This is a genomic window from Paenibacillus sp. NRS-1782 (assembly GCF_050467685.1).
Lineage (GTDB): Bacteria > Bacillota > Bacilli > Paenibacillales > Paenibacillaceae > Paenibacillus > Paenibacillus terrae_A.
This window is the reverse complement of sequence record NZ_JBITPH010000021.1, coordinates 26,788-52,222: the sequence shown is the minus strand read 5'-3', so window position 1 is coordinate 52,222 and position 25,435 is coordinate 26,788. Positions and strand designations below refer to the sequence as shown.

General features: G+C 49.3%; 27 protein-coding genes. 2 read left to right on the top strand and 25 right to left on the bottom strand.

All coding sequences use genetic code 11. The features are described from left to right. From ACIFQM_RS09285 to ACIFQM_RS09165, 25 genes are all read right to left on the bottom strand, one after another. Positions 1–990 carry an RNA methyltransferase gene (locus tag ACIFQM_RS09285; RefSeq protein ID WP_430065338.1) on the bottom strand — a complete coding sequence of 330 codons (990 nt, stop codon included), beginning with the start codon at positions 988–990 and terminating at the stop codon, positions 1–3. A gap of 13 nt (positions 991–1,003) precedes the next feature. Then, on the bottom strand, positions 1,004–1,948 hold the full coding sequence (locus tag ACIFQM_RS09280) for an MsnO8 family LLM class oxidoreductase (protein WP_430037216.1): 945 nt from the start codon (positions 1,946–1,948) through the stop codon (positions 1,004–1,006). A gap of 70 nt (positions 1,949–2,018) precedes the next feature. After that, complete coding sequence (locus tag ACIFQM_RS09275; protein ID WP_430037213.1) at positions 2,019–3,434, bottom strand: deoxyguanosinetriphosphate triphosphohydrolase family protein; 1,416 nt, start codon at positions 3,432–3,434, stop codon at positions 2,019–2,021. Positions 3,435–3,661: 227 nt separating this feature from the next. Next, positions 3,662–4,573 carry a nickel transporter permease gene (gene nikC, locus ACIFQM_RS09270; protein WP_430037211.1) on the bottom strand — a complete coding sequence of 304 codons (912 nt, stop codon included), beginning with the start codon at positions 4,571–4,573 and terminating at the stop codon, positions 3,662–3,664. A gap of 35 nt (positions 4,574–4,608) precedes the next feature. Further along, complete coding sequence (locus ACIFQM_RS09265; protein ID WP_430037210.1) at positions 4,609–5,613, bottom strand: ABC transporter permease; 1,005 nt, start codon at positions 5,611–5,613, stop codon at positions 4,609–4,611. A 38-nt stretch (positions 5,614–5,651) separates the two neighbouring features. Further along, on the bottom strand, positions 5,652–7,307 hold the full coding sequence (locus tag ACIFQM_RS09260; protein ID WP_430037208.1) for an ABC transporter substrate-binding protein: 1,656 nt from the start codon (positions 7,305–7,307) through the stop codon (positions 5,652–5,654). A gap of 886 nt (positions 7,308–8,193) precedes the next feature. Then, complete coding sequence (locus tag ACIFQM_RS09255; RefSeq protein ID WP_430045699.1) at positions 8,194–9,159, bottom strand: glycoside hydrolase family 25 protein; 966 nt, start codon at positions 9,157–9,159, stop codon at positions 8,194–8,196. A gap of 134 nt (positions 9,160–9,293) precedes the next feature. Beyond that, positions 9,294–9,743, bottom strand: coding sequence for a phage holin family protein (locus ACIFQM_RS09250; RefSeq protein WP_430045697.1), 450 nt, complete (start codon positions 9,741–9,743; stop codon positions 9,294–9,296). Positions 9,744–9,941: 198 nt separating this feature from the next. Beyond that, positions 9,942–10,208, bottom strand: a complete 267-nt coding sequence (locus ACIFQM_RS09245; protein ID WP_430045695.1) for a hypothetical protein — start codon at positions 10,206–10,208, stop codon at positions 9,942–9,944. 60 nt (positions 10,209–10,268) lie between these two features. Then, positions 10,269–10,880 (bottom strand): hypothetical protein, encoded by a 612-nt coding sequence (locus ACIFQM_RS09240; protein WP_430065336.1) that lies wholly within the window; start codon positions 10,878–10,880, stop codon positions 10,269–10,271. A 13-nt stretch (positions 10,881–10,893) separates the two neighbouring features. Continuing rightward, positions 10,894–13,434: a hypothetical protein gene (locus ACIFQM_RS09235; RefSeq protein ID WP_430065334.1), complete on the bottom strand. Its 2,541-nt coding sequence runs from the start codon at positions 13,432–13,434 to the stop codon at positions 10,894–10,896. Between the two features lies 1 nt (position 13,435). Further along, positions 13,436–14,032, bottom strand: a complete 597-nt coding sequence (locus ACIFQM_RS09230) for a YmfQ family protein (RefSeq protein ID WP_430065331.1) — start codon at positions 14,030–14,032, stop codon at positions 13,436–13,438. A gap of 13 nt (positions 14,033–14,045) precedes the next feature. After that, the gene (locus ACIFQM_RS09225; protein ID WP_430065329.1) at positions 14,046–15,197 is read right to left on the bottom strand and encodes a baseplate J/gp47 family protein; all 1,152 of its coding nucleotides are present in this window, start codon (positions 15,195–15,197) and stop codon (positions 14,046–14,048) included. Further along, positions 15,197–15,655 carry a DUF2634 domain-containing protein gene (locus tag ACIFQM_RS09220; RefSeq protein ID WP_430045687.1) on the bottom strand — a complete coding sequence of 153 codons (459 nt, stop codon included), beginning with the start codon at positions 15,653–15,655 and terminating at the stop codon, positions 15,197–15,199. The genes ACIFQM_RS09225 and ACIFQM_RS09220 overlap by 1 nt, the downstream gene beginning before the upstream one ends. Further along, positions 15,648–16,055 (bottom strand): hypothetical protein, encoded by a 408-nt coding sequence (locus tag ACIFQM_RS09215; RefSeq protein WP_430045685.1) that lies wholly within the window; start codon positions 16,053–16,055, stop codon positions 15,648–15,650. The genes ACIFQM_RS09220 and ACIFQM_RS09215 overlap by 8 nt, the downstream gene beginning before the upstream one ends. Next, positions 16,048–17,025, bottom strand: a complete 978-nt coding sequence (locus ACIFQM_RS09210) for an XkdQ/YqbQ family protein (RefSeq protein WP_430045683.1) — start codon at positions 17,023–17,025, stop codon at positions 16,048–16,050. Before ACIFQM_RS09210 ends, ACIFQM_RS09215 begins: the two co-directional genes overlap by 8 nt. After that, positions 17,022–17,663, bottom strand: coding sequence for a LysM peptidoglycan-binding domain-containing protein (locus ACIFQM_RS09205; protein ID WP_430045681.1), 642 nt, complete (start codon positions 17,661–17,663; stop codon positions 17,022–17,024). Before ACIFQM_RS09205 ends, ACIFQM_RS09210 begins: the two co-directional genes overlap by 4 nt. Before the next feature lie 37 nt (positions 17,664–17,700). Continuing rightward, positions 17,701–19,452 (bottom strand): hypothetical protein, encoded by a 1,752-nt coding sequence (locus ACIFQM_RS09200; RefSeq protein ID WP_430037189.1) that lies wholly within the window; start codon positions 19,450–19,452, stop codon positions 17,701–17,703. 21 nt (positions 19,453–19,473) lie between these two features. Next, positions 19,474–19,605 carry a hypothetical protein gene (locus ACIFQM_RS09195; RefSeq protein WP_268794229.1) on the bottom strand — a complete coding sequence of 44 codons (132 nt, stop codon included), beginning with the start codon at positions 19,603–19,605 and terminating at the stop codon, positions 19,474–19,476. Between the two features lie 23 nt (positions 19,606–19,628). After that, positions 19,629–20,063 (bottom strand): phage tail assembly chaperone, encoded by a 435-nt coding sequence (locus ACIFQM_RS09190; RefSeq protein ID WP_044645253.1) that lies wholly within the window; start codon positions 20,061–20,063, stop codon positions 19,629–19,631. Positions 20,064–20,137: 74 nt separating this feature from the next. After that, positions 20,138–20,545, bottom strand: a complete 408-nt coding sequence (locus ACIFQM_RS09185) for a phage tail tube protein (protein ID WP_014280216.1) — start codon at positions 20,543–20,545, stop codon at positions 20,138–20,140. A 63-nt stretch (positions 20,546–20,608) separates the two neighbouring features. Then, positions 20,609–22,075, bottom strand: a complete 1,467-nt coding sequence (locus ACIFQM_RS09180; RefSeq protein WP_430037186.1) for a phage tail sheath family protein — start codon at positions 22,073–22,075, stop codon at positions 20,609–20,611. Positions 22,076–22,077: 2 nt separating this feature from the next. Further along, positions 22,078–22,290 carry a hypothetical protein gene (locus tag ACIFQM_RS09175; RefSeq protein ID WP_430037184.1) on the bottom strand — a complete coding sequence of 71 codons (213 nt, stop codon included), beginning with the start codon at positions 22,288–22,290 and terminating at the stop codon, positions 22,078–22,080. A gap of 16 nt (positions 22,291–22,306) precedes the next feature. Continuing rightward, positions 22,307–23,278, bottom strand: a complete 972-nt coding sequence (locus ACIFQM_RS09170; RefSeq protein WP_430037402.1) for a hypothetical protein — start codon at positions 23,276–23,278, stop codon at positions 22,307–22,309. Positions 23,279–23,639: 361 nt separating this feature from the next. Next, positions 23,640–24,116: an ArpU family phage packaging/lysis transcriptional regulator gene (locus tag ACIFQM_RS09165; RefSeq protein ID WP_430037183.1), complete on the bottom strand. Its 477-nt coding sequence runs from the start codon at positions 24,114–24,116 to the stop codon at positions 23,640–23,642. 278 nt (positions 24,117–24,394) lie between these two features. On the opposite strand from ACIFQM_RS09165, the gene ACIFQM_RS09160 reads away from it, so the two are divergent. After that, the gene (locus ACIFQM_RS09160; protein ID WP_430037400.1) at positions 24,395–24,865 is read left to right on the top strand and encodes a helix-turn-helix domain-containing protein; all 471 of its coding nucleotides are present in this window, start codon (positions 24,395–24,397) and stop codon (positions 24,863–24,865) included. Positions 24,866–24,876: 11 nt separating this feature from the next. After that, positions 24,877–25,302 carry an ImmA/IrrE family metallo-endopeptidase gene (locus tag ACIFQM_RS09155; protein ID WP_430037181.1) on the top strand — a complete coding sequence of 142 codons (426 nt, stop codon included), beginning with the start codon at positions 24,877–24,879 and terminating at the stop codon, positions 25,300–25,302. Positions 25,303–25,435: the final 133 nt, after the last annotated feature.

The following is a 25,435-nucleotide window of genomic DNA, read 5'->3' as shown; positions in this document are numbered from 1 at the left end:
TTACTCACAGATCCATATTTCCCGGCTCATACCTGTCTTGTGTATACGGCATTGCTCCGTGAGGGTCCAGCCTGACTCGGACAGCAATGCTGCCATCGGCTCCGTGCTTACGACTACCACTCGTGCGGCCAAGCGCCTCAGGCTGCGCAGCATCTGCTTTTGCTCATCGGCAGGGAGCACGGAGCACAGGTTATAGGGCATATCCAATATGGCCGCATCATAGGTTCCCTCCAGCAGATTCATATCTCCCAGCTTCACCAGATCCTCTTCATATCCAAAATGACGCAAATTCACGCGTGCCCCGCGTACCGCCAGCGGATTGATATCACAACCGCGAATATCTTTTCCCATGCTCAATGCTTCAATCATCACATTACCCATGCCACAGCACGGGTCCAGCAACTTCAATCGGCCCCCATCTATATCCTGTGCTGCTATGTCATTCACTGCTAAATTCACAAGCGCTTTGGCTACCAGCACGGGGAGTCCGGTGGAATAGTTTTGCGGCTTATGACGGCGCTCCAGCCACGATCTGTCGCTGTATATGCACTTGCCGAGCAGCCACCGCTCTCCTACCCGTATGACACCCAGGGTGACATCCGGTTCTTTCATTTGCGCCTGTCCTCGAATACGTGCGCCAATGCGTCTTTCTATACCGCGACGCTCGTCATAGTCGACCACGTTGTCGCCTTCCTTGAGGCACAGGACCTTGAAGGTCTTCCCTTCTTCAAGATGAATTGCGGAAGCTGCTTCGCATAGCTCATCCAACGTACCCGCATCTGCGGTCACATCCAGCCGAAGATGGATGAACGGGCTGGTGCCCGGCTCCAACCGCCGATGGGACAGCAGCATGGAATCATGTGCAGGCGGCTGGCCGAACAAGCTTTTCAACTCCAAAAGACACAGCTCTCGCTCGGTTTCATGACACGCGTAGGTATATATGTATCTTTGCATATTCATAGCAGAACTATTTATTTCATATTTGTTCATGTCAGATCTCTTTTCATTTGGAATCACAGCTAGATTTTACGGCCTCCGCTATAAGACGGTAGGATTGAAGCCGTTGCTCATAATCGGGAATGGGTGTGACCAACAAAAATTCATCATTATCGTACTCAACCTGCAAGCCGCGCAACCGTTCGGCAACATCCGATGGTGTTCCCACCAGCCAATTAGCCCGCATCGTCGGGTCACCCATCGTAATCTGTGCAGCCCACCGCTGCGCCTGTTCATCCGTAGGGGCACATATGGCCCCTACAGCAACCATCGTACGAGGCTTATTCATTCGTTTGGACGACTGAAAGTCGGAACGGTACATGCTCAGCATTTCACCTGTATCCTGCTCACTCATAAATTGACCGAACACATAACCAGTTGAATACCGGGCGGCGTATTCGGCACTTTTACGATTTGTACCCAGCATCCACAGCGCAGGTGGCTGTTCAGGCATCGGGCGGGCAAACACGCGCACCTGCTCATACTCGTAGGTACCTTCCAGCAAAGCCAGCAGCGCTTCCATCGTCTGTGGCAGTTCAGCCACATGCTGGAGAAAGTTGCCGCTCAGCGCCATCGAAGCATGTGGTCCTCCACCGGGTGCTCTCCCGAGACCCAGCTCGACTCTGCCCGGATATAGAGCCGCCAGCAGATGAAACCATTCTGCGACCTTGGCCGGACTATAATGCGGAAGCAAAATAGCCCCTGCCCCCAGCTTGATTTTCCGGGTCACTGCCCCGATGTGAGCTAGCAGCACTTCCGGACTGGAGGAAGACAGCCCCTCCATATCATGATGCTCCGAGGTCCAGTAGCGCGTATAGCCCCACGCTTCCGCACGTCTCGCCAGCTCTCTCGCCCATTGAACGGCCTGCTCCGGTCGGTTTCCGGGCAATAACGGCACCATATCCAGTACCCCCAAATTCAGTGATTGGGCAGATACAGACTGAAAACCCATAGATATTCCCCCCTTCTTTTCCATACTTAAAAACCAGTTTCTTCTACTATATAGGGTTATGCATGAAATGTTAGTCCAGATCGTAAATGGAACCCACCTTCAAACCATACAGCTCATTATAGATTTTCTCGGCAAAAGCATCGGTCATCCCTGCAATATAATCAATGACCATATGCTCCCATGTCCAGATCGGCTTTGCCTTGCCCTGATCACGTTCAAAGCGTTGAAGCCAATCACTCGGAATAATGGACTTGGATGTCACTGGATCTAGAAAAGCCAGCCACAGCCGTCTGAGCATCCATTCACTCCGTTTTTGCAGCCGCTGCACGCGCAGATCACGAATCATCGTGACCCAGGCAAAGCTTTTCAGCACACTCACAGTGCGAAGCATGTCGAGATCCTCGCTTCCATCCCGTACAAAAGTAACCTTTTTCCAATTGCCTACATCAATTACACCCAGGCTGCTGACGAACAAACTAACCCAGTATGCTTTCACCTCACGCCGGGTGCGGGAATAATCGTGTTCACACATCGGCATCTTTCCATTCCATACCTTCAAAAATTCGCTAAGCACAGCCGCCACCTTCTGTTCGATCTGAGCCAGCTGCCAGCCTTGCCAGAAGCTATCCTCCAACGTGGTGATTTTTTCTGTAATTAGACGGATCAAGTACGGATCATACAAAAAATGCTCGTGCACCTCAATTTTCCCTGCCTTAATTCCGTCCTCCAGATCATGCGCGGAATAGGCAATATCGTCGCACAGGTCCATAAGCTGGGCCTCCAGCGTCTTTTGACCATCAGGAATTCCCCAATCCTCGCGAATGGAACGAATGTATTCCCACTCATGCAGATACATCCCTTTTTTATTCCAAATCCCCGGATACGGGTACTTGTTGATCCCCAGTAAAACAGCGTCCGACAAATTCAAGCCATCTACGTTCTCACGCTTCTCCAAAAACATAATGAGTCGGAAATTGTGTGCGTTCCCCTCAAAATGCTCATAGATTTGCCGCTCGCGTGCATATGCCTCCAGCCCCTGCTTGGAATCAGGCGTGAAGCCTCCAGCGGCCGCTATCTTTTCCACCTTCGTCTTAATCAACTGATCCAAAATGCCGTCCAGCACCTCTTCGCCCTTGTGTCCGAACGGTGGATGACCAAAATCATGTGCAATGGATGCACATTCCACCACCTCGGGATCAATAATCAGCCCGGCGTTATCCGCCTGCTCCAGCTCAACCTCGGGATGCCGCCGCAGTAAGCTGCGTGCCGCTTCCCGTGCAATCTGCGCCACCTCCAGCGAATGCGTCAGCCGTGTGCGATAATAATCGCCCGTGCCTGCGCCAAATACCTGAGATTTGCCTTGCAGCCGACGAAAGGTCGGTGAATGGATCAATCGGGAGTAATCCCGTTCATATGCTGCCCGTGAAGCGTCGCTTCGTATCTGTTCCGGAAACTGCCGATGCTCTCTCTTGTTTTGCCGTGTCATAAAGCCCACTCCCAACGTACTCAATTGGAGTGATTATACATTTTTTTCACGTCTTAGGAAAGGTGACATGATTTTAATGGAAAATATTGTATGTGATAGTTGAATGAATCGAGTTCATAACACGAAAAATGTCATATGAAAAAGGTGTTCCTCCAGCCATTAGGATTCAGGCCGGGGAACACCTTTTTTATTAATATTAGAAGCATATAAGCTAAACTACTTTTGTTCTAACGCTTCGCCCTCGGGTCCAGCACATCGCGCAAGCCGTCCCCCATCAGGTTAAAGCCCAATACGGTCAGCATAATGGATATACCGGGAAAAATAACAGTCCATGGCGCGTTCTGAATATATTGGCGTGAATCCGACAGCATTTTCCCCCACTCCGGCTGAGGAGGCTGTGCGCCCAAGCCGAGAAATCCAAGCGCTGCCGCTTCAATGATCGCCGTTCCAATTCCCAGCGTGCCCTGTACGATGATTGGTGTCAGGCTGTTCGGCAAAATATACCGGAGTATGATTCGCACATTATTCGCCCCAAGCGCTCTGGCAGAAGTGATGTATTCCTCGGTTTTGACACTAAGCACTTTGGAGCGGACCAACCGTCCGTATGTCGGCACGTTGACGATAGCAATAGCATACAGTGCATTTTCCAGGGAAGGTCCTAAAATAGCAACGATAGCAATCGCCAGCAGAATCCCCGGAAACGCCAGTAAAATGTCGAACAGCCGCGAGATGATCATATCTGCCCATTTTCCATAAAATCCCGCAACTAAACCTAAAGCCGTTCCTACGATCATCGAACCAATGACGGACAAAAAACCGACCCACAACGAGATTCTGGCCCCATACAGCGTACGAGTCAGCAGATCCCGGCCGAGATCGTCCGTCCCGAACCAATGCTCTGCGGAAGGAGGCTGCAAGCGCCCCACTAAATTCTGCGCTTTATAGTCAAACGGAGCAATCCACGGCGCGATCAAAGCGATAATGACAAAGAAGATAATAATGCTGAGGCCGACAAGCGCCATTTTATTGTGTTGGAAAGCCCTCCACGCGTCTCTCCAAGGGCCGGAAACGACAGGAACATGCGCCAGCGTATGGCGTGTCGTCGGTATATTGTTGGGTTCCATCGAAAATTGTGACATCGGACAAGCTCCCCCTTGACCCATTGACGACTTGATTACTGATAACGGATACGCCGATCCAGAACCGCGTACAGCAAATCGACAATCAGATTAATGATGACGAACAGGAACGCAATGATCAGAATCCCGCTTTGAATGACAGGATAGTCACGCGAGCTGATCGCTTCAAAAATGTACCGTCCGATGCCGGGCCATGCAAAAATGGTCTCTGTCAGCACCGCGCCACCCAGTAGCGAGCCGGTCTGAAGACCGATGACGGTAAGCACGGGGATGGCGGCATTTTTAAGTGCATGCTTGTACACGACTTGAAAAGATGCCAATCCCTTCGCCCGCGCCGTAAGGATATAATCCGAATCCATAACCTCCAGCATGCTGGAACGGGTAATACGCGCAATGACCGCCATCGGGATGGTTCCCAGTGCGATGCTGGGCAAAATTAAATGCTTGATGACCGTCCATACCTGCTCCATACGTCCACCAATCATTGCATCAATAACCGCCAAATGTGTCACCGCCTCCACCGGATCACGGGAATTCATGCGCCCGATGGAAGGTAGCCAATGCAGCTTATTGGCAAAAATCCACTGCTCCATCAAGCCCAGCCAAAAAATCGGCATCGACACCCCGACAAGGGCAATGACCATGCTGACATAGTCGAACCAGGAATTTCGCTTCCAGGCGCTCACGATACCCGCGTTCATTCCAACAACAATGGCAAAAAACATACTCGCCACCGTCAATTCCAATGTAGCCGCCAGATAAGGCAGCATTTCCCGGGCAATCGGTTGTCTGGTACGGATCGAATCACCCAAATCGCCATGGGCCAGCTCGCCCAGGTAAGTTCCATATTGCTGCAACCACGGCTTGTCCAGACCCAACTGCTCACGTAGGGCCTGCTTGGACTGCTCTGTGGCCTTGTCTCCCAGTATCGTTTCCGCCGGATCACCCGGAATGGCATGAATAATCGAAAAAACGATGAGCGTCATGCCCAGCAATACCGGAATCAATACGACCAGTCTTTTTACAATATATGAGTTCATACCAGAATCACCGCCTGCTTGCGCTTGAGCTATTTGGACTATTCAAAATAAACGCTGCTATACGATTCAATACCTCCCGGAGCAGGCACGAAGCCCTTGAGATTTACTTTACCTGCCATCAACGGTGTACTGTGAACCAGTGGAATCCATGGCGCATCCTGTTTAATAATGACCTGCGCTTGCTTGTACAGCTCAGCACGCTTGTCCTGATCGACCTCAACCTGTGCTTTTACCAATACTCTGTGCAGCTCCTCATTGACATAAAAGCTACGGTTATTGCCCGGAATCGTATCCTTGTCCAGCAGGGTGTACAGGAAGTTATCCGGGTCGCCATTATCCCCGTTCCATCCCAGCATATACAAATCATCTTTCTGGCCCGCCTTGACATCATCCAGATAAGTGGCCCATTCCGGCGATTGGATGTTCACTTTCACACCTATTTTTTCAAAATCAGCTTGAATGGCCTCCGCTACCTTTTTACCGTCAGGCATATACGGACGAGATACAGGCATCGCGTAAAAAGTTAACGGCTCGGTAAGTCCGTTAGGGTAGCCCGCTTCTGCCAGCAAGGATTTAGCCTTATCCAGATCGTAGGTATAATCCTGAATGCTATCGTTATACCCCCATAATGTAGGCGGCATTGGATTGACCGCAGGCTTGGCCTCTCCCGCAAACAATGCATCAATAATGGCCTGCTTGTTCACCGCATGATTAAGCGCCTGCCGCACCTTGGGATTATTGAATACCTTTTTCTTCAAATTAAATCCGATATACGCCACATTAAAGGATGGGCGTTCTATTTTTTGCAGTTCATTATTGCCTTCCAGCTGCTTCGCATCGTCCGGGTTCAGATCCTCCATCAGGTCAATTTCTCCATTTTGCAAAGCATTAAATCGCGCGGTATTGTCGGGAATAGAACGAACAATGATCTTGGCCAGCTTCGGCTGTCCCTCTTTCCAATAGTTTGGATTTTTCTCCAGCGTGATGGTATCGTTCCGCTTCCATTCCTTAAATATAAAGGGTCCCGTACCGACCGGATTGCTCTTGAAATCAGCCTTTTTTTCCTGAATAGCCTTAGGGCTGGCGATACTAAAGGATGGCATAGCGATATTTTGTAAAAAAGGCGCCTGCGGCTTGGTCAGTGTAAATTGAACCGTATTCGCATCTACCGCTTTGACCTCCTTGATCACCCGACTCCCTTCTGGGCCGAACATGGAATCATAATAATCATACGAGTCCCCTTCAAATTTGTATGGACTTTTCGGATCAGACCAACGGTTAAAGTTAAATGCAACGGCTTCTGCATTAAAGTCGCTTCCATCATGGAATTTTACACCTTGACGCAGCTTGAACGTATAAACTAGTCCGTCCGGTGATACTTCCCAGCTCTCTGCAAGCCCCGGCTGAATCTCCGTAGTGCTCTCCTTGTATTCCAGCAGGGTATCGAACACCTGCATCCCGATTTTTAGCGATTCACTTTCGGTCACAATCGCAGGGTCCAGCGCCACGGAATCGCCACCGCGTCCATAAATTAATGTATCCTGCGCGCCCTCTCCTGCGCCGCCTGGCGTTTTTCCTGCCTCCGGTTTTGCGCCTTCATTGGAACCTCCACAGCCGGAAAGTGCCAAAACAGCCCCCAATGCAAGCACCAGCAGGACGGTCCAGGCTTTGTTTTTTGCGTACTTTTTGCTCATACAGCAGACCCCTTTCACACCTCGTATATTGTTAGTTCGTTGATACCAGATGGATGTTTAGAAAACCTTTATGATCTAATGGACACAGCGTCCACATTAAACCTCATGACACACAGATACGTAAGCTGATACAGCAAATAGCTATCACCAATCGTAAGGTATAAGCGAATGATGGCGCTGTACAGCTAAAACGAATAATCCCTTTATATTCAGCAGAAAAAACTGCTTCCGGGTGGCATATGCATTATTTCGAGTAAGTCTAACGGAATCAATCTGATTTTCATCCTATTACCGAGTGATATCATTTTCTTGATGGAAGTTAATTCATTAGTTAGCATTTTGAATCATTCGATTCCCAACGCTCGAAAGTACAATAGATAGACGAACTAAACCGTTTCGATCTATATAGTGCTGATTTGAAATCGCTCATGGGATTGTTGCAAAATGCTCAAGTAGGAGGTGTGTAAGGTAATTTTATATGTAGAAGTAGATATCAACACCTGTGGTTCAATTCAATCGGCCTCCGTGCTGTATGCCTAAAGTTTCGTACCCGATGAGATAGTCTGTGAGGTTATGAGGAAGATTGCTGTCTCCAAGCATTCAGCTTTTGTTGAATCATAGTGAAAAATGTCATATATACTCACAGTATATACAACTGATTACATGAATGGAGAGTGATTACTGGTTACTTTACTATAAAATGAGATGGTAGACAAGAGCGTTTTCATAGATTTTTTTAAATTTCCGAACGTTTTCGGAGAGTAATGTTAGTTAATATAACAGGGAAATATATACAATTATATAAAAAAGAACGCGGCTATAACAGCTGCTCGCGTCCTCTTGGCAAGCTCCAATTCTTCCACCTGGTTCCTGTTTGTTCAGTAGTTTACGACGATTTCTTAAACACACCCAGACGGTTCAAGACGACAAGCAGGCGATAAAAATCATAGCTGCTCGGCTGCTTGGCATCCACAATCGGACTCGACGGATTAAAAGCAACGGCTGCGGCTACGGCTTCCTTGGCCCAAGCTGGCACTGGCATAGCCTGACGCGCCTCCAGGTCAGCTACTTGCTGATCCACTTTTTTAATATAAGCGGTCTGTTCGTTCAATGTCTGTTTGAGCACATCCTTGCTGTTTTCAAGTGCGGCAACCTGCTGCTGCAAGGCTTTAAATGCCGCTTTTTCCTCTGCTGTCATCGGCTCATCCCCCTCTTCTCCTGCAAAAACTTGGCGCAGCTCTGCCTCAGTTCCGGCGTATACATTCAGGTCAACTGGCCCTTGAATCCCATCAACTCGTCCACTGTCGCTGTATTGCCAGAAGTCCCACAGCTTCCATGCTGTGGTATCGTTGGGCACTTGTGTGCTGTAACGCGCGATCCATAGCTTGTAGGCTCCCAGCGACGCTTTGAAATGGGCTGCAAAAGCGTTTCCCGTATATACCATCGGCTTGCGACCACTTACCCTTTCAAATTCCATCAAAAACGCCATGGCTACATCATGGATCGCGGCAGAGCTAAGTCCACCCGGATTATTCTCATAATCCATTACTGCTGGAAAGTCTAGCGCTTTTGCACCTCCAACCCGATCCAGCACCTCGGCAAAATGTCTGGCCTCCGCTTTGGCCGCGTCAACGCTGGTTGCATCTACAAAATGGTAAGCTCCCAGCAATACCCCAGCTGCCTTGGCGCCTTTTGCGTTAGTGATAAATGTCGGATCGACGTAACGCTGCCCCTGACTCGCTTTAATAAAAGCAAACGATTTGCCATCGGCTCGTACACGTTTCCAATCAATATTTCCCTGGTATCGGGACACGTCAATGCCCTCGGCAGCGTTAGGACTGCGATTTTGCATAAGGCGATCCCTCCTTGTCATTCATAATGTTGTAACCGATGATGTTACTGTTATAACTATGCTTGGACCATTGAAGCGGTCCGGGCTTTTCCACCTTGATGCTGAAAATGGGGCAGAGATGCATTCTGCCCACCTTATGAAGCTTTATTTCCTTTGTCGGAGGGATCTGTTTTCTTTTTTTTCTTTTCCCCGACCGACTTGGATTCAAAAATGGCTACCGCATTTCGCAAAATATCCGGCATCGGCACTCCCATTCGGCCCACATTTTCAATAATCGACAATAGCTCGTTCGCCAAATAAAAGAAAACGACGGCATCCCGGAAATAATGTGCATCCCCCAGAATACCGTCGATCAGATGAGCTACCGTAATCATCAAAAACACCGTAACCTTGCGAAAAATACCGTAATAGCCCTCTCGGCTTTTCAATGCTCCATTAATCCAGGCCGCCGCCCAGCCCGTGAAAAAGTCGATAATAACCATCCATAACAACAACGTCAACATCATCGTCCACCCCCCGAAAAAATAACCGATCAAGGTCCCCGTGGAAAACCCCAGCCAAATCTGATCGACCTTTTCATGCATGCTTGTTCCCCCTTTTGAATCAACTTATCTAATGGATGCCCTTGGTTGGTTCAAGGGCATCATAGTATCACCTGCTGTGCGCTATGCTTTTCACTTTCTCTATAAAACCGAAATTTTTACAACGATGTCCTATAACGTCACCAGCACATCTATACAGTGGAATTTGTAGATTCGTGTATATATTTATTTTCCTAATCGTTATACTGTTTTCTTGCGAAAAATAGAGCTGTACCAAGGAACCGTTTCTTCCTGTTCATTCAAAATATCCTCAGATGACGAATCTTCTACGTTACCCTGCACTAGATCGGAACGTTTGGATAAAATAATCTCCATGACCTCGTCACGCTGTTGTTCATCCAAAACATAGCTTCCAATGATCGTAGCTACATCGCCCTCTCCGCGATCATAGCGGGTGATGCAGGCATGAGCGCAAATACGCAATTGAGCCTCTGTTAAAGCTGCCATGGTTATGATTTCACCTCTTTTATATAGATTTTTGCTACTGTATAGAATAGTCAGTACACGTTATTTTCCTGTGTTGCCAAGCATGAGTTGGGTCAGCGTTACTTCCAGATCTGCAATACGCTGCTTCAATTGGTCTGCCTCGCTTGGCTGTTGCTCCGTTTTTTGTGTCAGCTCCTTGATCTCTTCGTCACTTAATCCCTCACTCCAGAATGTCGTTGGGTCTTTTCGTTCTGGAGTTGTAAAATTTGGTGGAAAATATACGGGTTCTTCCCCACGTTTGTTTTCCGGCTTGCTTTGCCATTCATCATGGAGCTTCTGAAATGAAGCTTGTGATTCCTTGTTCAACTGCTCGTGCGCGTTTTGTGCTTCTAGCAGCTTTTGGCTATACTCTGCTTCATAGGTCAGCCAGCTTTGGATATCAAAACGAGGATGATATAGACCCGGTGGCACTGGAATACCGACGGTATAACCAACAGAGATGTTTTTTGAATTCGCTTCGTCTGTGGCACTCGAACTATCTGCAATAAGCTGATAGGTGTCTAACTGCTGGTCCGTATCAGATAGCGTGAGCGAAGATGGAGCATAAAAAGGGACAACGCCAGAAAAGGCATCGTCCACCAACTCGTCCTCCAGATAGAGGCCGTTTGTATTTACTTTAGGTACTGCTTTCATTTGTTGTCCTCCTTTATTTTTCAGCTAGGTATGAAAAATCAATGACCAGGAACGAGTTCCCGACACTCGAATTACATTGAAGGCTGCTGCTCCCTACGTACAGAGTAGATGGGGAGGCACCCGCACCGCTGCTGGATACAGCAATAACCTCGATAGGAGATTCAGGCTCATAACCTTTAGGAAAGCGGTATATGACTGAATTCGCCGTAGAAGTACCACTTTTTACGTAACCTTGAACGTGAACCCATCCCATCGAATCCTTGTAGTAGCCCATCGGCCTACGAGTAGTGTCATAGTTCACCCATCCATTTAACAACGTTGGCGTAATCCATGCAGGACTATCTTTGTCAGCTTTCCTATTCTCCAGTACCGACACCCTCGCCGTGTTCTGTTGTACACTATCTACCAAGTCCAGCAACAGCGCCTTCTCGTTGGCTGCGTAGGAGCCTGTGAACGGTACAACTGGCGACGACATGAAAGCCAGGTAAGACACTGTGTATGCTGTGGTAGCGTCATAGTTATAGTCCATTAACTGTGCCATAGCACCAGCCGTAGTTGTAGTGTTAGGGTATAGTATCCAGTTGTCACGCTGCGAGTTTCGGTAAATGCCTATAAACCTGTCAACCCTGTAGTTCAAAAGCGATGCCTGAAACTGTCCTGGGCTGCCGTTGTTAATGTTCCAGCGTTTTCCATCTAGCTCTTGATACATTTTTGCCTTTTCTCGTAACACGATCCCCGTACCTACTTCAACCTGATTATCTCCCTCGGTAAAGGTGAGCTGGCCCTCGCTGACAATGGTCTCCACAGTAGGCGTAGCGAGTTGGTATACGAGTTGGTACGGCGTGTACCCTGCATACGATGTCTGTGGTGTGGATTGTGTAAAGGCAGGTGAACCAACACGTTGCACCCAATACTTAGTACCCGTACCTGTCCATGTCGCCGTTGTTGCCGCTTGCGCTTGTGCAGGCGTTATGGTGTTAGCGTCATACGCCTTATACCCATAAAAGTAGGCTTTGATGTCGTCCAACGTCGGTGCGTAACTGTCGCCCCACCCACTGTCCGCGACAGAGACAGAAACGGCAAAATTGGATGCGGTCGCGTCTATAGCCCATCTGTCGGCTGTAGTGTCTTGCCCGCCCCACAACAATATTTTTCCATCAAATTTGACTGCCGTGCCATTGCCAACAAATGCATAATTTACATCGGGCACTACAGGATAGAGGACTTTGAAACCCGTTCCCGACACTACGTTATTCACTTTGGTGATTCTCCCGCCATCTAGTAGGATGCTTTCGAACCTTTTCACCTTAAAGTATTGCCCGTCGCGCTCAAATACCATATCTGCATTTGCACCTGTAACTGGATCGGCGTACAGGTCTGTTTGCAGCGCAAGCACGGAGTCTTCACGAGGCTTGAATGGTTTGGCTGTGCTACCGATATTGAGCATAGGGTTAGAAATAGTCACCGCTGTCGTTGACGTACCAAGTAATCTGACATTCACCGCCCGGCCCGCCGTAAACGTGACGCTCAATAGCCCAGAACCAGCCGCTTCGGCTATTACTGATGTCTCCGGTTCATCCGTGACCGTAATTCTACCAGTCGCTCCGCCGGATTGAACTGAGACAGTGTACTTTTGCCCAGGCACTAACGGTGATACGGTGTGTACTATTTTGTTATCCACCGTGACGGAAACGCTCTTTTCATCCGCTATGGTAGGTGTTCCCTGTTTGGCTGACCACTCATAAAACGATGGCAATAAATTTTCCCCATAACGAATCGCATACGGATTACGTGCAGGCATTATACTGTCCACATATGGGTACTTGGCAGCTATTTGCTCGCCTGTCATTGAAGCCAAAGCGGTATAATCAGCTGAAGAAATCTCATAGATGCGAACAGCCTCAAAATAAGAATACTGTCCTTGAGTCCCCTGTATTCTCAAATCAATATTTGAAGTCACATTGCTGGTAGGAGCCGCCCTGAACCAAGATGTAGTAAATTTAGTCTTATCTGTTACTGTCGTTCCTTCCTGAACGTTCGGGGCTGATATTCCCGCATTTGTAGAGTTTCCAACCTTCACCTTTGCGATTGCAACATAATACTTTCCGGCCAAAAATTTAAAATCGCTATAAAACCCAACTCCGACTGTATATCCCGATTTGATTGTTACTTTTAACGAATTAGACATCGTTCCCTTATTCGTTGTATCCAGCGCTATCTCGGATTGATAAGGTGTAATACCTGTTAAACTACTTAAATTCCCCCATCTACCCAACAAATTCACCAACGTACGCCCGCTCAGTCCCGTGAGCGAGAACGGCGAAGCCTTTTCCGCATGAACAATTTGCACCCCAGGTGACAGAGTAACCTCCTTACGCTCCGTCGTGTCCAACCGTTTCTTGATCGCATCCACACCATCATTCACATCACCTGCAAAATTATCTACAGCACGCCAGTTTTGATCCAAATACTTCTCCAGATCAAAATACGTTGTTTTAGGCGATGTACGGTCAATTTGATTTAAGCCCAGATTTGGTGTTTTTTCACTTGCCATGTTATGCGCCACCTCCTAAATATCTATCCTGTGTTGTATGTTCATTTTCATAGATGGTCATAGACTCGACTTCGGCAATGGTCAGGTAGCGTAGTTTATATTCTACCGTCAAATGAGCCGGCTTGATCTCCTCGATGGCTGCTTTAAGATCCTCCACATTGGGCGGAATCCCGATGGTATCTATAAATTTGACCGTGAATCCCCATTCGGCGGGATGAAAGGTAACATCTACCGTACCGCCGTCATATGCTTCAGCTACATTTTTGACAAGTCGGCCTGAAAAGGTCCCTGCTCCCCGTAGCTTCGACTCTACTACTGCACGACGCTGATCCAGCGGCTTGCCAAGGTCGGTTTCGATACCCAGCTCCATTTCCCAGCGTTCCAATCCCCAGGTAGCTGTACGGACAAAAAACTGAGCTACCGTCGCATCCATCGCCAGATACAAGGAATCCAGTTCACTGCCCTTCGCATCCATATCGGAGCGCATCACACGGGAAATTTCATAGTAGGCGGGTAAATAGGAAAACAGCTCGCGTCCCCGCAAGCTGCTCATGTGCCCCTCTTCACCCAAGGCTAGACGATTCGTTGGATTGTTCATGTTCATTCCATCATTATTCACTGACGCTCACCGTCCCCAGCACCGCCACCTGACCTGATCCAATCTCAATATTTTGATTGCTCTGTCCGTTGATTTTTAGCTCAGAGAAATCAATAATGATCGGAATGTCCAGCAAAACAGCAGAAATCCGGGTATACCGAACCAACGGGTCTTCCTTGTAAAAAGCAAGCTGCTTCAAATACGTCCGCACACCGCTTTCGATCAGCTTTTTGATCTCATCCAGGGTGGACGGCTTCTCCTTGGTACGCTGTACCTTGACCGAGATGTTAATTTCCACCTCTGTCGCAGGCATGATCGTCACCACGGGACCCGCAGGTGCCAACCCTTCTCCTTGTCCATCCTGGGTCGGATCAATGTACTTCTGTACCGCAGCGACGATATCTGGACTGGCAGCGCGTTTATCTGTGTCCAGCACATATAAAGCCACTGTACCCGGCCCTTTCCAGAGCGGAACAACCTCCACGCCGCCTACTCCAGCGATTTCATTCGCCCACTGCGTATACTGCGCCTTGTTGCCGCTCGTTCCCTGGTTGCGCACCTTGGCATAAAAACGCTCCAGCAACAGCTGGTCGCTCTCAATGTCCGTGCCGCTTTTGGTTTCCTCCGTATTGATAACGGAGGAAACACCATTGACCGCGCTAGCCATCACCTGAATGACGCCCGCGGGTACGTTACCGCTGCGACCGGGATTGACTGCCCGAATCACCGCTTCTCCTTTACCCTGCTCATCCAGCGTGACTGCTGCCGTGGTCGCATACTCAATGGAGGCTTCCCCCGATACATCATCTGCCGGGGTCGCCACCAACGTTCCCGCTGGAACGGTCGTTCCCGCTGTACCCGTGAATGTGACCATACCTGAGGCAGCAACCGCCTCCCGCCGTGTCACTCCATGCTCTGCTGTTCGCAGATCCAGCTCCGGCGAGCGAAAATCCGGGTTGTCGCTGGCTGCCGTGCTGGCAAAGCCCCGGCGCAGCAACTCCTGCGCCCAGATCGCCGCTTCGGAAAGCATAAACGCTACTGGCGCCTGCGCATCCCAAATAAAAGAACCCTCGGACTTATCAATATCCGAAGACACTTTTTCCAGCATACGACTCAAAATTTCCTCTTCCGTCTGGTTTACCAAATATTCTGGCAAGTCTGCCATTAGATCACCACACTTTCCACAATTTCTGTTTCATCTCGCACATTCGTAATCTGACAGCTAAAATGGCACGCCTCGCCTTCCCAGCTAAACGTGAACTGATCCACACTAGCCGTGCGAGCATCTGCCAGCAACGCTTCCGTGACCATGCGCTTGATTTCACTTTCCTGCACACCATGCCCATAGCTGCTGCCGATCAGTTCCTCCAACTCGCTACCATAGTCGGGAGAATAGATCACATGACGGTAGCGGGGGGTACGAATTGCTTTTTCGCACCACTGCACCCAGGCTTCTTTTTCACCTGTAGTCACGATTTTACGACTGGGACTCATGACAAATTCTCCGGCTTCAAAATCAAACCGCCAGCTTCGTCCAAATACCGCCCGGTTATCCTCCAGCACCTCCGGGTCCGTAATATCCGTCCAGAGCATATCATCCGTTTCGGGAAATAAATTAGCCACGTCCACTCACCACCTTGCACACCACAACCACATCGTTGCCGCTATTCACCCGAACCGCAAGTACGCGATCTCCGGGCTTCAGTCCTTTGTTCAGGCTCAGATTCACATCCTCCAGCTCGTCCTCCCCGATATAAAAGGAAGTCTTCAGCTCCTTGCCCTCCCAATTCTCCGACTCTACTGCGGTTGAGGTTCCTTTGTACATATGACGCGGTACAGACAGCAATCCCGGCAGCTCGGCGACCAAATAGTCCTGAAGCTCATGTTTAAAATCGTCCAGCTTGATTCCCGTGGAGGTAATCGTGCCCAGTACCGCGCCCACTCCGCTCAGCGCTTGCTTGGTTTGCTTGTGAAATGAGGATTGCAGAGCAGTGACCAAATGCCCGTAGGGGTCCTTATTCAAGGTAAAACCTCCTTTTCACATCGTCATACGTGCCCAGCTCCAGCGACATACTGCCGGGATTGCCCAATTCCCTGCTCACTGAAATTACCAGCAGCTTCATGGAACCCAGCATCACCGCGTCTCCTGCACGAATCGTGTTCATATCTGGCGCATTGACCGATATCGTTTGTTGTATGCCTCTCAGCTTACTTTTGGCCAACTCACGTGCCGCCGCACCCGATTTCACCTCGTCATCCTGCACGATCACCTGAAGTGTTCCGTATTTGGCGATATCCTTTTCCTCCAGCGCCATCACCTTGGAGGGAACCTCATTGCCCGTTTCACTGGCCGCCGTAGCCAGCACCTTGACTCTTGTGGCCGCGCCTTCGAGCGTACGGGATTGTGTCGTATCGGTCACTCTCTCCAAAACATACACATCCTTGTTCGTTCCCAGCTCGTATAGCTCCAAACCGGAGGTAATCATCCGTGGATGATACAGCTTGCCACCCGCCTTTGCCGTTTCACGCAGGTCGCCCAGCATCATGGAATAGATGGACTGTGTCCGGTATACGGCACGCCCCAGCAACTTTTTCGTGTCTGGCAATGAAGCGATTTTCAGCTTCCAATCCCTGGCATATTTCTGAAAACGCTGAGTAGCCGTCTGCTTCGCAGGGAGCAAATATTCATCCTCCGACTTGTCCAAATACACCGTGCGATCATACAAGGTCAACGTCATACGCTTGAGTCCACTGTTGGAGGTTTCCACTTCCCAAATCACCGCAGGAGAAAGCAAGGGGACATAGTCTTTTTTGCCATAAGGAATGCCACTAACCCGAATCGACATCCCTGGAGAAATGGGCGGCATATCCGGCGTAACAACCAGATTTACCGTGCCCTGATAGGCGATTTGCTCCAGCGAATCCCTCAAATTAATGTTCTCCACCAGCGGCGACACATCATATTTATCCTGTAAAATAACTTTATAGCTCATGACAGCACCAGCTTTTGCCCCGGTTCAATCGCATTCGGATTTTGACCAATAACCTTTTTGTTAAGCTGATAAATACGGCTCCATTGTGAGCTGTCCCCCAGCTCCAGCTTGGCAATTTTGGACAAGGAATCCCCCGATTTCACCGTGTAGGTTTTCTTCTTTTCTTTCATATCCGTGCGGGGCTTTTTGTTGACCGTAGCAGACTTCGTGCCACTGCCTGCTTTTTTGGATACCTTCATTTCACTCCAGGTCCGCAGCGAAAGATCAAAATTCACGTCCCCATAATCGCCGCCCCGAAAGGTGGAGTTATGAGATGCTACAATTACGGGTACATTTACAGCCGTCTCTGAAATAATGAAGCGTAATGGCTTTTGAGACAGCAAAAAACCATTCAACGTGTTCATGGCCTCCTGTGGATCGGGAATGTCCTGATATTTACAATACGATTCGTCGTATTCCTTGGGAAAAAAAGAAGAGAAGGAGATTTCCTTCACCTTCTCCCCTTGTGGAAAATCAAACTCCCCATAGGATAAAATCGTTGTCGTATCAAATCCCTTTTGCCGTGAGATTGTCACTTCCTCGGGATTCACCGGAAATACAAACTTAAATCCCTTGCCATCCGTTAAACTAAATTCCATCTCTTTCCTCCTTCCCCGTTACTCCCATCCTACTGCATTACATAGCTCCTCCGCTCGCAGGCTTGGTGTTCTGCGTCGCCCGCAGAATCTCGGCTTTGAGGCGGTAGCCAATTTGCGTAATAAGCCCCTCCACATCCAGCTTGTTTTCATGCACAGTTACCTGTACAGCCCCTGCTGGAAGATTGAATTGGTTCGTAGTTTCCGTCTTAAAATCCTTCAAAAAGCCGGAGAGTGTTCCCATTTGTTCTGGGCTAATCTGTACTACTTGAGGAGTCGGATTACCATTGGCTTTACCTTTAGCTTTGGCTCCGTTGTTCGCATGAGCCGCAGTATTCAATAGTGGATTAGGATTGACCCCTTGGTTAGCGATAGCCATTGGACCATAAGGATTAGGGACGCCTTTTGCACCTGATTGCGGAGGCACGTATGCAACTGCACTATATAAAGGCGGCATAGTTGCTAATGGCTTAAGGGAGGCACCTATAGTCGAATGAGGCGGGATTGCAGGTTTAGGAACTTCAGGTGGCTTAGCTGGCTCTTTCTTAGGTTCATCTTTCTTACCAAAAGAAAAGAAATCAGAAAAGCCTTTACCAAAGTCTCCAGCCTTATCCGAAATCCAGCCTGTGACCTGGGAAGCTTTTTCCCCAATAAATTTACCAGCGGACTTTGCTTTGTCCATAATAGCAGGACCATAATCTGAGACTACCCCCCCAATTTTTCCACCAAAAAAGCCTCCCGCTATACTTCCAAGTTGAGAACCAACCATAGTACCAATACCCGGAAGCAACATTGTGCCTATAGCTCCACCTAGCGCAGAACCAGCAGTCCCGCCTACAGTAGAACCAATAGCTTCTGCACGTTCTTTACCGGAGGTAGCCTGCGCGATGTTCACAATATCCATCCCATAGCTTAATGGCCCCAGCAATTTTTTTGCGCCGCCTTTTAAAAGGTTCTTAAATAAGCCTGACCCAGCTTCCTCAGTTGCACCAGCAACCGTGCTTGGGTTTACAATACTGGAGGCAGCACTAGAAGCCGCATCTGCAGCGGTACTTCCGCCGCCTTTAAAAACTCCAAACATCCCCTCTCCACCATCAAAGAGATCTGAGAACCCCCCTCCTACTTTTTGCATAAGATCTCCGCTATTTTTACTAAAAGAAAGGGTTTTTTTGGAGACATCTCTAAACTTCTCTTTAAAAGTTGTTCCAACAACCGGTTCCCTAAATAATTTCTTTCCGGCTTTAAAAACTTTGTTAGCTGCTGAAGGTGCTTCAGATAAACTTTTTATCCCCCCACCAATTTTCTTTAGATTACCAAAGAAATCCTTTGTTTTACCCCAAACCGTCTTAGGCTCCTCTTTTTTCTCTGCGGCTGGCGTCACAGAACCCAACTTAGTACTCAAATCCCCAATAGCGGCAGTATTGGCCTCCACAGCAGCAGTATTTGCTTGCAATACTGAACTCAGATTGTTATCTCCCTTAATGGGACCTGTTTTGGCAGCACCGCTGTTAGCTGGTGAGCTACCTTGAGAGACTGCCTTCACATTGACATTCCCCGAAGCGTTAATAATCTGGGATTTGACCCGGTTAATCTTGTTCAACAGATTATCCAAGCCTTTGGAGGCCATATCGTTCAGCACGATTTCCGGGGCCATGCGAGTGCGGCCTATTTTCATAACACGCCCTTGAATCCGCTCAAAATAGCGTTCCATTGCGCGCAATTCGCGGTTCGCCTTAATGACGTTTTTAGGATCAATTACGAGGTTCATGCGGTAATTTAATGCTTCTGCCATATTTCATGTTCACCTCCTTGTTCATGCTTTTGAAGAAACCATACTGTCCATTTCCTGTTCAGCAAACGCCAGCAGCAGCATGCGCTCGCCACGGGGAAGCCGCCAAAAGTCTCCGGGGCGGAGGTGGTGCCGAACCCACAAGTGGTACAGCATCGTCGTCATTCCCCCGGAGCCGATTAGTTTTTTAGGTCAGCAATTTCCACGCCAAAGCCGGACAGTTCCAGCACTTTGTCGCCTACGGCATCCAGTTCACCCGCCAACAGCATACGACGGACAGATTGTTCGCCACCGGACAGCTTCAAACGGCTTGTAATCCGGGGATCGCCCCAGCCGCTTAGGGACAAGCCCTTCACTTCCAGCTTTCCAGTAGCCTCCGAAATCAACAGGGCGTTGAACGTCTCGGTATCTACCTTTTCATCCACTGCACCCTTTACGGTACGGCGAATGGTACACCGTTCACGAATGCTGTCCACTTTGCTGGAGGTCAGGCCATGCAGCACAATTTTCATATCGAGGCGCTTGATACGCACCGTTTCCTCCGGCAATTTTTCAGCGGCTTCAAACAGGCTGTCCAAAATTTGTTCTTCTGTCATATTTTCATTCAAGCTCATAAGTCATTCTCCCTTATTATCAATTTGTTTTGGGGAACGGAACACCTTATGGCATCCCATCCCCCATGTTCATATTAGTTCGCTACAATCGGATCAAGCAGCTCATAGCCTTCGAAGGTGAAGGTCGTTTCTTCCTGTACTTCCTCACCCGCTGTCCAGTTGGCAAGCTGAATTTTGTCAGGAGTGCAACGGATAAGACGAATGCTCTCATGTCCAAAGGCTTCAGGGTCATCCAATTTAGTGATAATTTCAAAACGACTGAAACCACGACGAATCATATCGGACGTCACCTTGTAGCCACTCATCGTGCCCGTTCCTTTTTTAATACCGCGTTTGTGTACCTTCCAGTCGTTGCCGACGAGATTCAGCTCGCGTTTTTCCATTTCCACACTGGCTTCCAATTTATTGATATTGGTCTGCCATACTCCGTCCACATGCGCCTGACCATACGTACCTAAAATGACTCTTGAAGCATCCAACATTTATTTTTCCTCCTCAAAATGATCCATAATATAGTTTTGAATTTCTAATTTTCCGCGGCCTTCTTATTGCACGTAAAATGTACCGAACAGCTGCTCCATCACGTCGGTCAGCTTCACGTTCCATTGCAGGAACACTTGATCCGGCTCCGGTTTGATAACTGGCGCATCGCCGTAGTAAGCCGGGTCGAGAATGACATCGTAGCCATCTGCTTCGATCACGTTACTCAGCGACAGCTGTGCCAGGTATTCTTTGATCGCACCAATGAGTGCCAGACGGCCTTCCACGGTGTTGTTGATTTTGCCAATGTAAGTCTCTTCGGCTGCACGCTGCAAGTCAGCGTTAATAGCATCCATAACGCGGATGGAGCGGATTTTCTTCCATGCGTTGTTTTGCCCGGCAGCCGGGTTCACCAAGCTGTTGATACCGCGCAGCGCTTTGACCTGACGACCGTCGAAGAACAGCAGGAAGACACCATTGCGGACTGCCTGCTCCTGCTCGGAGCGTGTCCAGCGGCGGGTTACATCCTCAAAAGGCGTCACCGCATAGGTGGCGGATTGATTCAGACGTTGACCTGCGATCAGTCCGGCTACATAAGCAGCCGTTTGAGCGGAGCTATAGTCCGTACCTGCCAGACGTACGCCAGTACCGACGTTCACGATACCTTCATGGTTGAGCGCCAGAGAACGGGCAGAGGCCAGGCTGACAGCGGTTTTGGATACATCATCTGCCGCAGAACCACCGAACACGGCGATAACGCCCTTGCCTTCGCCCCGGACACGCTTGATCCACGCGGCAAAGCTTTGCAGCAAGGCCAGATCGGCTGCATAATCCAGCGCCAGCACGTTAAATTCCTGTCCTTCAAGCGCTTCCTGCATAGCGATGTAATCGGCATTAACCAGCTTGCTATTACCGCTGTTGCCGCCCGTGAGATGTACGCCGCTGACATCCGCCGGAATGCCGCCATTGCCGACAACCTCGGCTTTCACCCATACATTTTCGCTGTTCTTGTTCAATGCTTCGGCAATCGAAGCAGCCGTACCGTCGCTGCCTTTATACGTGCCCAGCAGCTTGGTGCCCTCATAGAGACGCACCTCACGGGCTTGCTCGTCACCCAAGGATGGCTGTACCGTTACGGCAAAGCCATTACCGCGGCTACCTGTGTACAAAGCCTGCAAGCGCAGCACATCGGTTGGTGCCTCACCGCCGCTTTTCAGCGTCACAGTTGCTTGAGCAGCCGTGTCATCTGCCAAACGGTAGGCCAACAGCTTTTTCGGTCCACCCAGCAGAGCCAGATACAGTGTAGAGTACGCTGTCGCACCATCCAGGCTGTCATTGGAAAAGATTTGGCTAATCGCCGTTTCACTGCCAATCTCTACAAACTCACGTACAGGTCCCCAGTTGGCTTTAACCGGCACAACAACCGTACCGCGTGAACCACCTTGAATCGCTGAAGCTGCTGCTGCCTGAAAATTCATATACAAACCCGGCAATACCGGTTTATTCGTGTTTTCCCATGTTCCGCCTGCCATAATTAGTCCACCTTCGCTTTCATAAATTGTTCGATTTTAGTGTGTGCTTCTGCTACCGTGAACAGCTTGTCCTGTGTGCCAAAAAAGGCGCCTGCCAGCACTTCTTCCTTCACGGAAAACAATTGCTCCGCGTGCTCCTTAAGCTCCTCCAGCGTATAGCGGGGGCCGCTTGCTTCCTGCCCGGCAATGACCGGGGCCTTCTTGTTGTTGTCCAAGGTCACTCGGACCACCTCATTTCAAAATAGGATGAATTTCCACTCTGCGGATTAACGCCGCTTCCTCAGCCGGACGCATACGCCGCTGTACCAGCGTCAGCCGGAGCTGACCGTCCAAAATCGCATCCGCCTGCAAATCTGCGGAAGCCTCAGCCATGGACATATAACGGGCCTTCTCCTGATCCAGAGGAAGCTGAATTTGAGCGCCAAAGCCCTCGACCAGCGCGGAAGCCGCGCGATTCTCTTCAGCAGTGTCCGGGGCAATAACGTGCCCAATGAACCGTTTGCGAAGTTCATACATGGAGGCTCCCGCCATCCTGGTCTCGCAGCCGCTAAGCCGCCATAGCACCGCGTGCCGTCCCGGCTGTGCGGGCCATGCATCGGCGTACACTGACCACGCTGCGCCCAGTTGCTTCTGCGTCCAGCGGGTCAGCGCCGCCAGCCATTCATCCGGCTGTGCAATACCGTTTGCCGGAGCGGCCGCCGGACTCCCTTCCGTTTCAGGCACGTATACGCCAAAACGTAGCGTTCTGTAGGCCTTGCCCGTGACGGTGTCCAGCTTTTCCGCATCCCGCACGCCCAAATAGTGCGCGGTAAAAGCCGACGTGTCCCCGCCTTGGCCTGTCACCGGCTCCCGGTGCAGACCGGCAATCAGGGCGTTCGCCCATACATCAGCCTGTGCCAGCCCGGCTTGTCCTGCGTACAGCTTGATGCGGACAACCTGCCGATATCCGGCCCAGGACGACTTCCAGATTTCCTCGCCCAGCGCCATAACGGCGTACGGCTCCTCTGCCGTCTGCGACGGTGGCTGAACATCGTATACGCGCCCTTGAAGTGCTGGAACAATGTCAATGAGCTTTTGTTTAAAGGCTTGTCTCATCCTGCGGCATGCCACCTTTGCGCATCCTGCACTCGCATGTTGTGGCTGCTTAGCCAGGCTTTTTTCCACTTCCGTGTTCTCATCCGGCGTAGCCTCAACCTCATGCATTGCAGCATCCATTGCTTAGGCAACACGACTCCTCCTTTCTGTAAAACAATTCCCGGGAATCGACAGGGACGACAACCGCATGAAAAAACCGGCCCTGATGGCCGGCTAACGTTTGACTGTGTGTGTCTTCGGTATGTCCTCTTGTCTTGATTCCCGATGATATAATCTTACACCCTTATAACGAATGCGTTGCCGGGGAAATGGACGATAAAAGGCGAGACTAGGGATGAAGTTGGGCGGATATTTGAGAACAAGTGTTCCTATATCTAAAAAAGACCTTGACCCCCGCCATTGCAGGAAATCAAAGCCTTTTAAGAAGCGATTTTAAAATATAAATGCGAACGAATGGATAATTATTACACTATCCCAGTTTCCGTTCCGCTCCCTTCTGTAAACCCGCCAGATTCAAAACACCTTGATCCGCCAGTGCAAGCGCCATTTTGTAAAAAGCACGCGTGCGTAGCTTCGTGTACGTATCTTTACTTACCGGCGGGTCAAGCACATAATTGTAAACCTTGTAGTCGAACACATCGTCATCCTTTAAATAGCGCTCACGGATGAGCAGCTGTTCGCGTACATTCAAGCGGCCGACTACGGCATCCACCATTTCGCAATAAGCCAAACGAGCCGCAGGAGCATCTACATTATATACAGCTGTCCGTGCCGTTGGATCGCTGGTCACATTCGTCGGTCCGTTCGGGCGATCCGTATATCCGGCAGTGATAAAACTTTCCCGGTCCATAAAGGTAATGGTTTTATAAATCCGATATTTTTCAAATACCCCCTCCAGTGCGTTCTGCGTTTTGCGTCTGTCCAATTCGGGTAGGTTATTTTTCATGTAAAGCAACACTCCTTATCTTATGCCTTTTGACAATGATGTATTTTTTAAATCGTACAACTCTTACATTTACAATTTGTTCCCCTTTTGTTCGTATTATGAGTATAACATAGCATTATTTAGGATAGCTATCCATCGGCAAAAAAAGCGGTATAGCTTCAAAAACTGCATATTCGCTTTATTTTCCTATACCTTTTGGCATATTACGTGCCTTTACTATTTACCTAATGGTATAATGGAACTAATCTTTTATTCTGTTGCAGAAGGGAGCCGTCATGGTGGAACAACCAGCATTTGGAACATACTTAAAGCACCAGCGTGAGCACAAGCAATGGAGCATTAACCAATTGGCAGAAGCGGCTGGCATCAGTAATTCACAAATTTCCCGCATTGAAAACGGGCTGAGGGGAGTACCCAAGCCCTCTACTCTACGCAAAATAGCGGACGCGCTCGGCGTATCGTATACCGAGATGATGAAGAACGCCGGATATTGGGGAGACGATGATTCAGCAGAGCAGCATTCACACGACTCCTATCGTTCCAGCGTACCGGAATGGGCTACTTCCCAGGACCGCCGGGATTTTAAAAAAATGCTGGAGGAAGACGGCGAATTGATGTTCGACGGCATTCCACTGGATAAAGAAGATCGTCAACGGATCAAGGATGTGCTGACAGGCCTGTTCTGGGAAGCCAAACAGATGAACAAGCATAAACCCAAATCGCCCCCAGCGGGCAGTGATCAGGAATAGCAGGTGAGCGCATGAACCAACTCATTCACAAACTCGTCCGAAAATACCGCACGAACTCCCCCTTCGATATTGCGGAAGCTCTGGGTATCCATATCCGTTACTGTGATCTGGGCCCCACAACCAAAGGACTGTATTACCGCAAGCTGCGCAGAAGATTCATCGTCATCCACAACGGGCTTACACCGGAATGGAAACGATTCATCTGTGCGCATGAATTGGGGCATGACCGACTTCATAAAGGCGTCAGCCGCTTTTTTATGGAGGAGCATTCCTACTTTTTTCCCGGCAAATTTGAGATGCAAGCCAATCGGTTCGCTGTGCTATTGCTCAGTGTAGGACAACCACCACTTACTGACGAAACGCAGGAGCACTATTTATCCCGGATTGGTCTGCCCAAGGAGACTGCCCTTTTTTTTAATCCTACAACGGAACATTAGTTCTCACATATAATTGCTTGTTTATTACTTCCTCTTCAATATAGGTAATTTCATGATGGCTTTAACAACCGATATACAAAAAATTTTCAGTGCTCTTATATAAAATAGAAGTTATTTTTACAATCTTCTGATA

Excerpts from the sequence above, each read along its gene's own strand:
- ACIFQM_RS09285 (WP_430065338.1), bottom strand. The coding sequence starts at position 990 with ATGAACAAATATGAAATAAATAGTTCTGCTATGAATATGCAAAGATAC.
- ACIFQM_RS09280 (WP_430037216.1), bottom strand. The coding sequence starts at position 1,948 with ATGGGTTTTCAGTCTGTATCTGCCCAATCACTGAATTTGGGGGTACTG.
- ACIFQM_RS09275 (WP_430037213.1), bottom strand. The coding sequence starts at position 3,434 with ATGACACGGCAAAACAAGAGAGAGCATCGGCAGTTTCCGGAACAGATA.
- nikC (WP_430037211.1), bottom strand. The coding sequence starts at position 4,573 with ATGTCACAATTTTCGATGGAACCCAACAATATACCGACGACACGCCAT.
- ACIFQM_RS09265 (WP_430037210.1), bottom strand. The coding sequence starts at position 5,613 with ATGAACTCATATATTGTAAAAAGACTGGTCGTATTGATTCCGGTATTG.
- ACIFQM_RS09260 (WP_430037208.1), bottom strand. The coding sequence starts at position 7,307 with ATGAGCAAAAAGTACGCAAAAAACAAAGCCTGGACCGTCCTGCTGGTG.
- ACIFQM_RS09255 (WP_430045699.1), bottom strand. The coding sequence starts at position 9,159 with ATGCAAAATCGCAGTCCTAACGCTGCCGAGGGCATTGACGTGTCCCGA.
- ACIFQM_RS09250 (WP_430045697.1), bottom strand. The coding sequence starts at position 9,743 with ATGCATGAAAAGGTCGATCAGATTTGGCTGGGGTTTTCCACGGGGACC.
- ACIFQM_RS09245 (WP_430045695.1), bottom strand. The coding sequence starts at position 10,208 with ATGGCAGCTTTAACAGAGGCTCAATTGCGTATTTGCGCTCATGCCTGC.
- ACIFQM_RS09240 (WP_430065336.1), bottom strand. The coding sequence starts at position 10,880 with ATGAAAGCAGTACCTAAAGTAAATACAAACGGCCTCTATCTGGAGGAC.
- ACIFQM_RS09235 (WP_430065334.1), bottom strand. The coding sequence starts at position 13,434 with ATGGCAAGTGAAAAAACACCAAATCTGGGCTTAAATCAAATTGACCGT.
- ACIFQM_RS09230 (WP_430065331.1), bottom strand. The coding sequence starts at position 14,032 with ATGAACAATCCAACGAATCGTCTAGCCTTGGGTGAAGAGGGGCACATG.
- ACIFQM_RS09225 (WP_430065329.1), bottom strand. The coding sequence starts at position 15,197 with ATGGCAGACTTGCCAGAATATTTGGTAAACCAGACGGAAGAGGAAATT.
- ACIFQM_RS09210 (WP_430045683.1), bottom strand. The coding sequence starts at position 17,025 with ATGAGCTATAAAGTTATTTTACAGGATAAATATGATGTGTCGCCGCTG.
- ACIFQM_RS09205 (WP_430045681.1), bottom strand. The coding sequence starts at position 17,663 with ATGGAATTTAGTTTAACGGATGGCAAGGGATTTAAGTTTGTATTTCCG.
- ACIFQM_RS09200 (WP_430037189.1), bottom strand. The coding sequence starts at position 19,452 with ATGGCAGAAGCATTAAATTACCGCATGAACCTCGTAATTGATCCTAAA.
- ACIFQM_RS09195 (WP_268794229.1), bottom strand. The coding sequence starts at position 19,605 with ATGCTGTACCACTTGTGGGTTCGGCACCACCTCCGCCCCGGAGACTTT.
- ACIFQM_RS09190 (WP_044645253.1), bottom strand. The coding sequence starts at position 20,063 with ATGAGCTTGAATGAAAATATGACAGAAGAACAAATTTTGGACAGCCTG.
- ACIFQM_RS09185 (WP_014280216.1), bottom strand. The coding sequence starts at position 20,545 with ATGTTGGATGCTTCAAGAGTCATTTTAGGTACGTATGGTCAGGCGCAT.
- ACIFQM_RS09180 (WP_430037186.1), bottom strand. The coding sequence starts at position 22,075 with ATGGCAGGCGGAACATGGGAAAACACGAATAAACCGGTATTGCCGGGT.
- ACIFQM_RS09170 (WP_430037402.1), bottom strand. The coding sequence starts at position 23,278 with ATGCATGAGGTTGAGGCTACGCCGGATGAGAACACGGAAGTGGAAAAA.
- ACIFQM_RS09165 (WP_430037183.1), bottom strand. The coding sequence starts at position 24,116 with ATGAAAAATAACCTACCCGAATTGGACAGACGCAAAACGCAGAACGCA.
- ACIFQM_RS09155 (WP_430037181.1), top strand. The coding sequence starts at position 24,877 with ATGAACCAACTCATTCACAAACTCGTCCGAAAATACCGCACGAACTCC.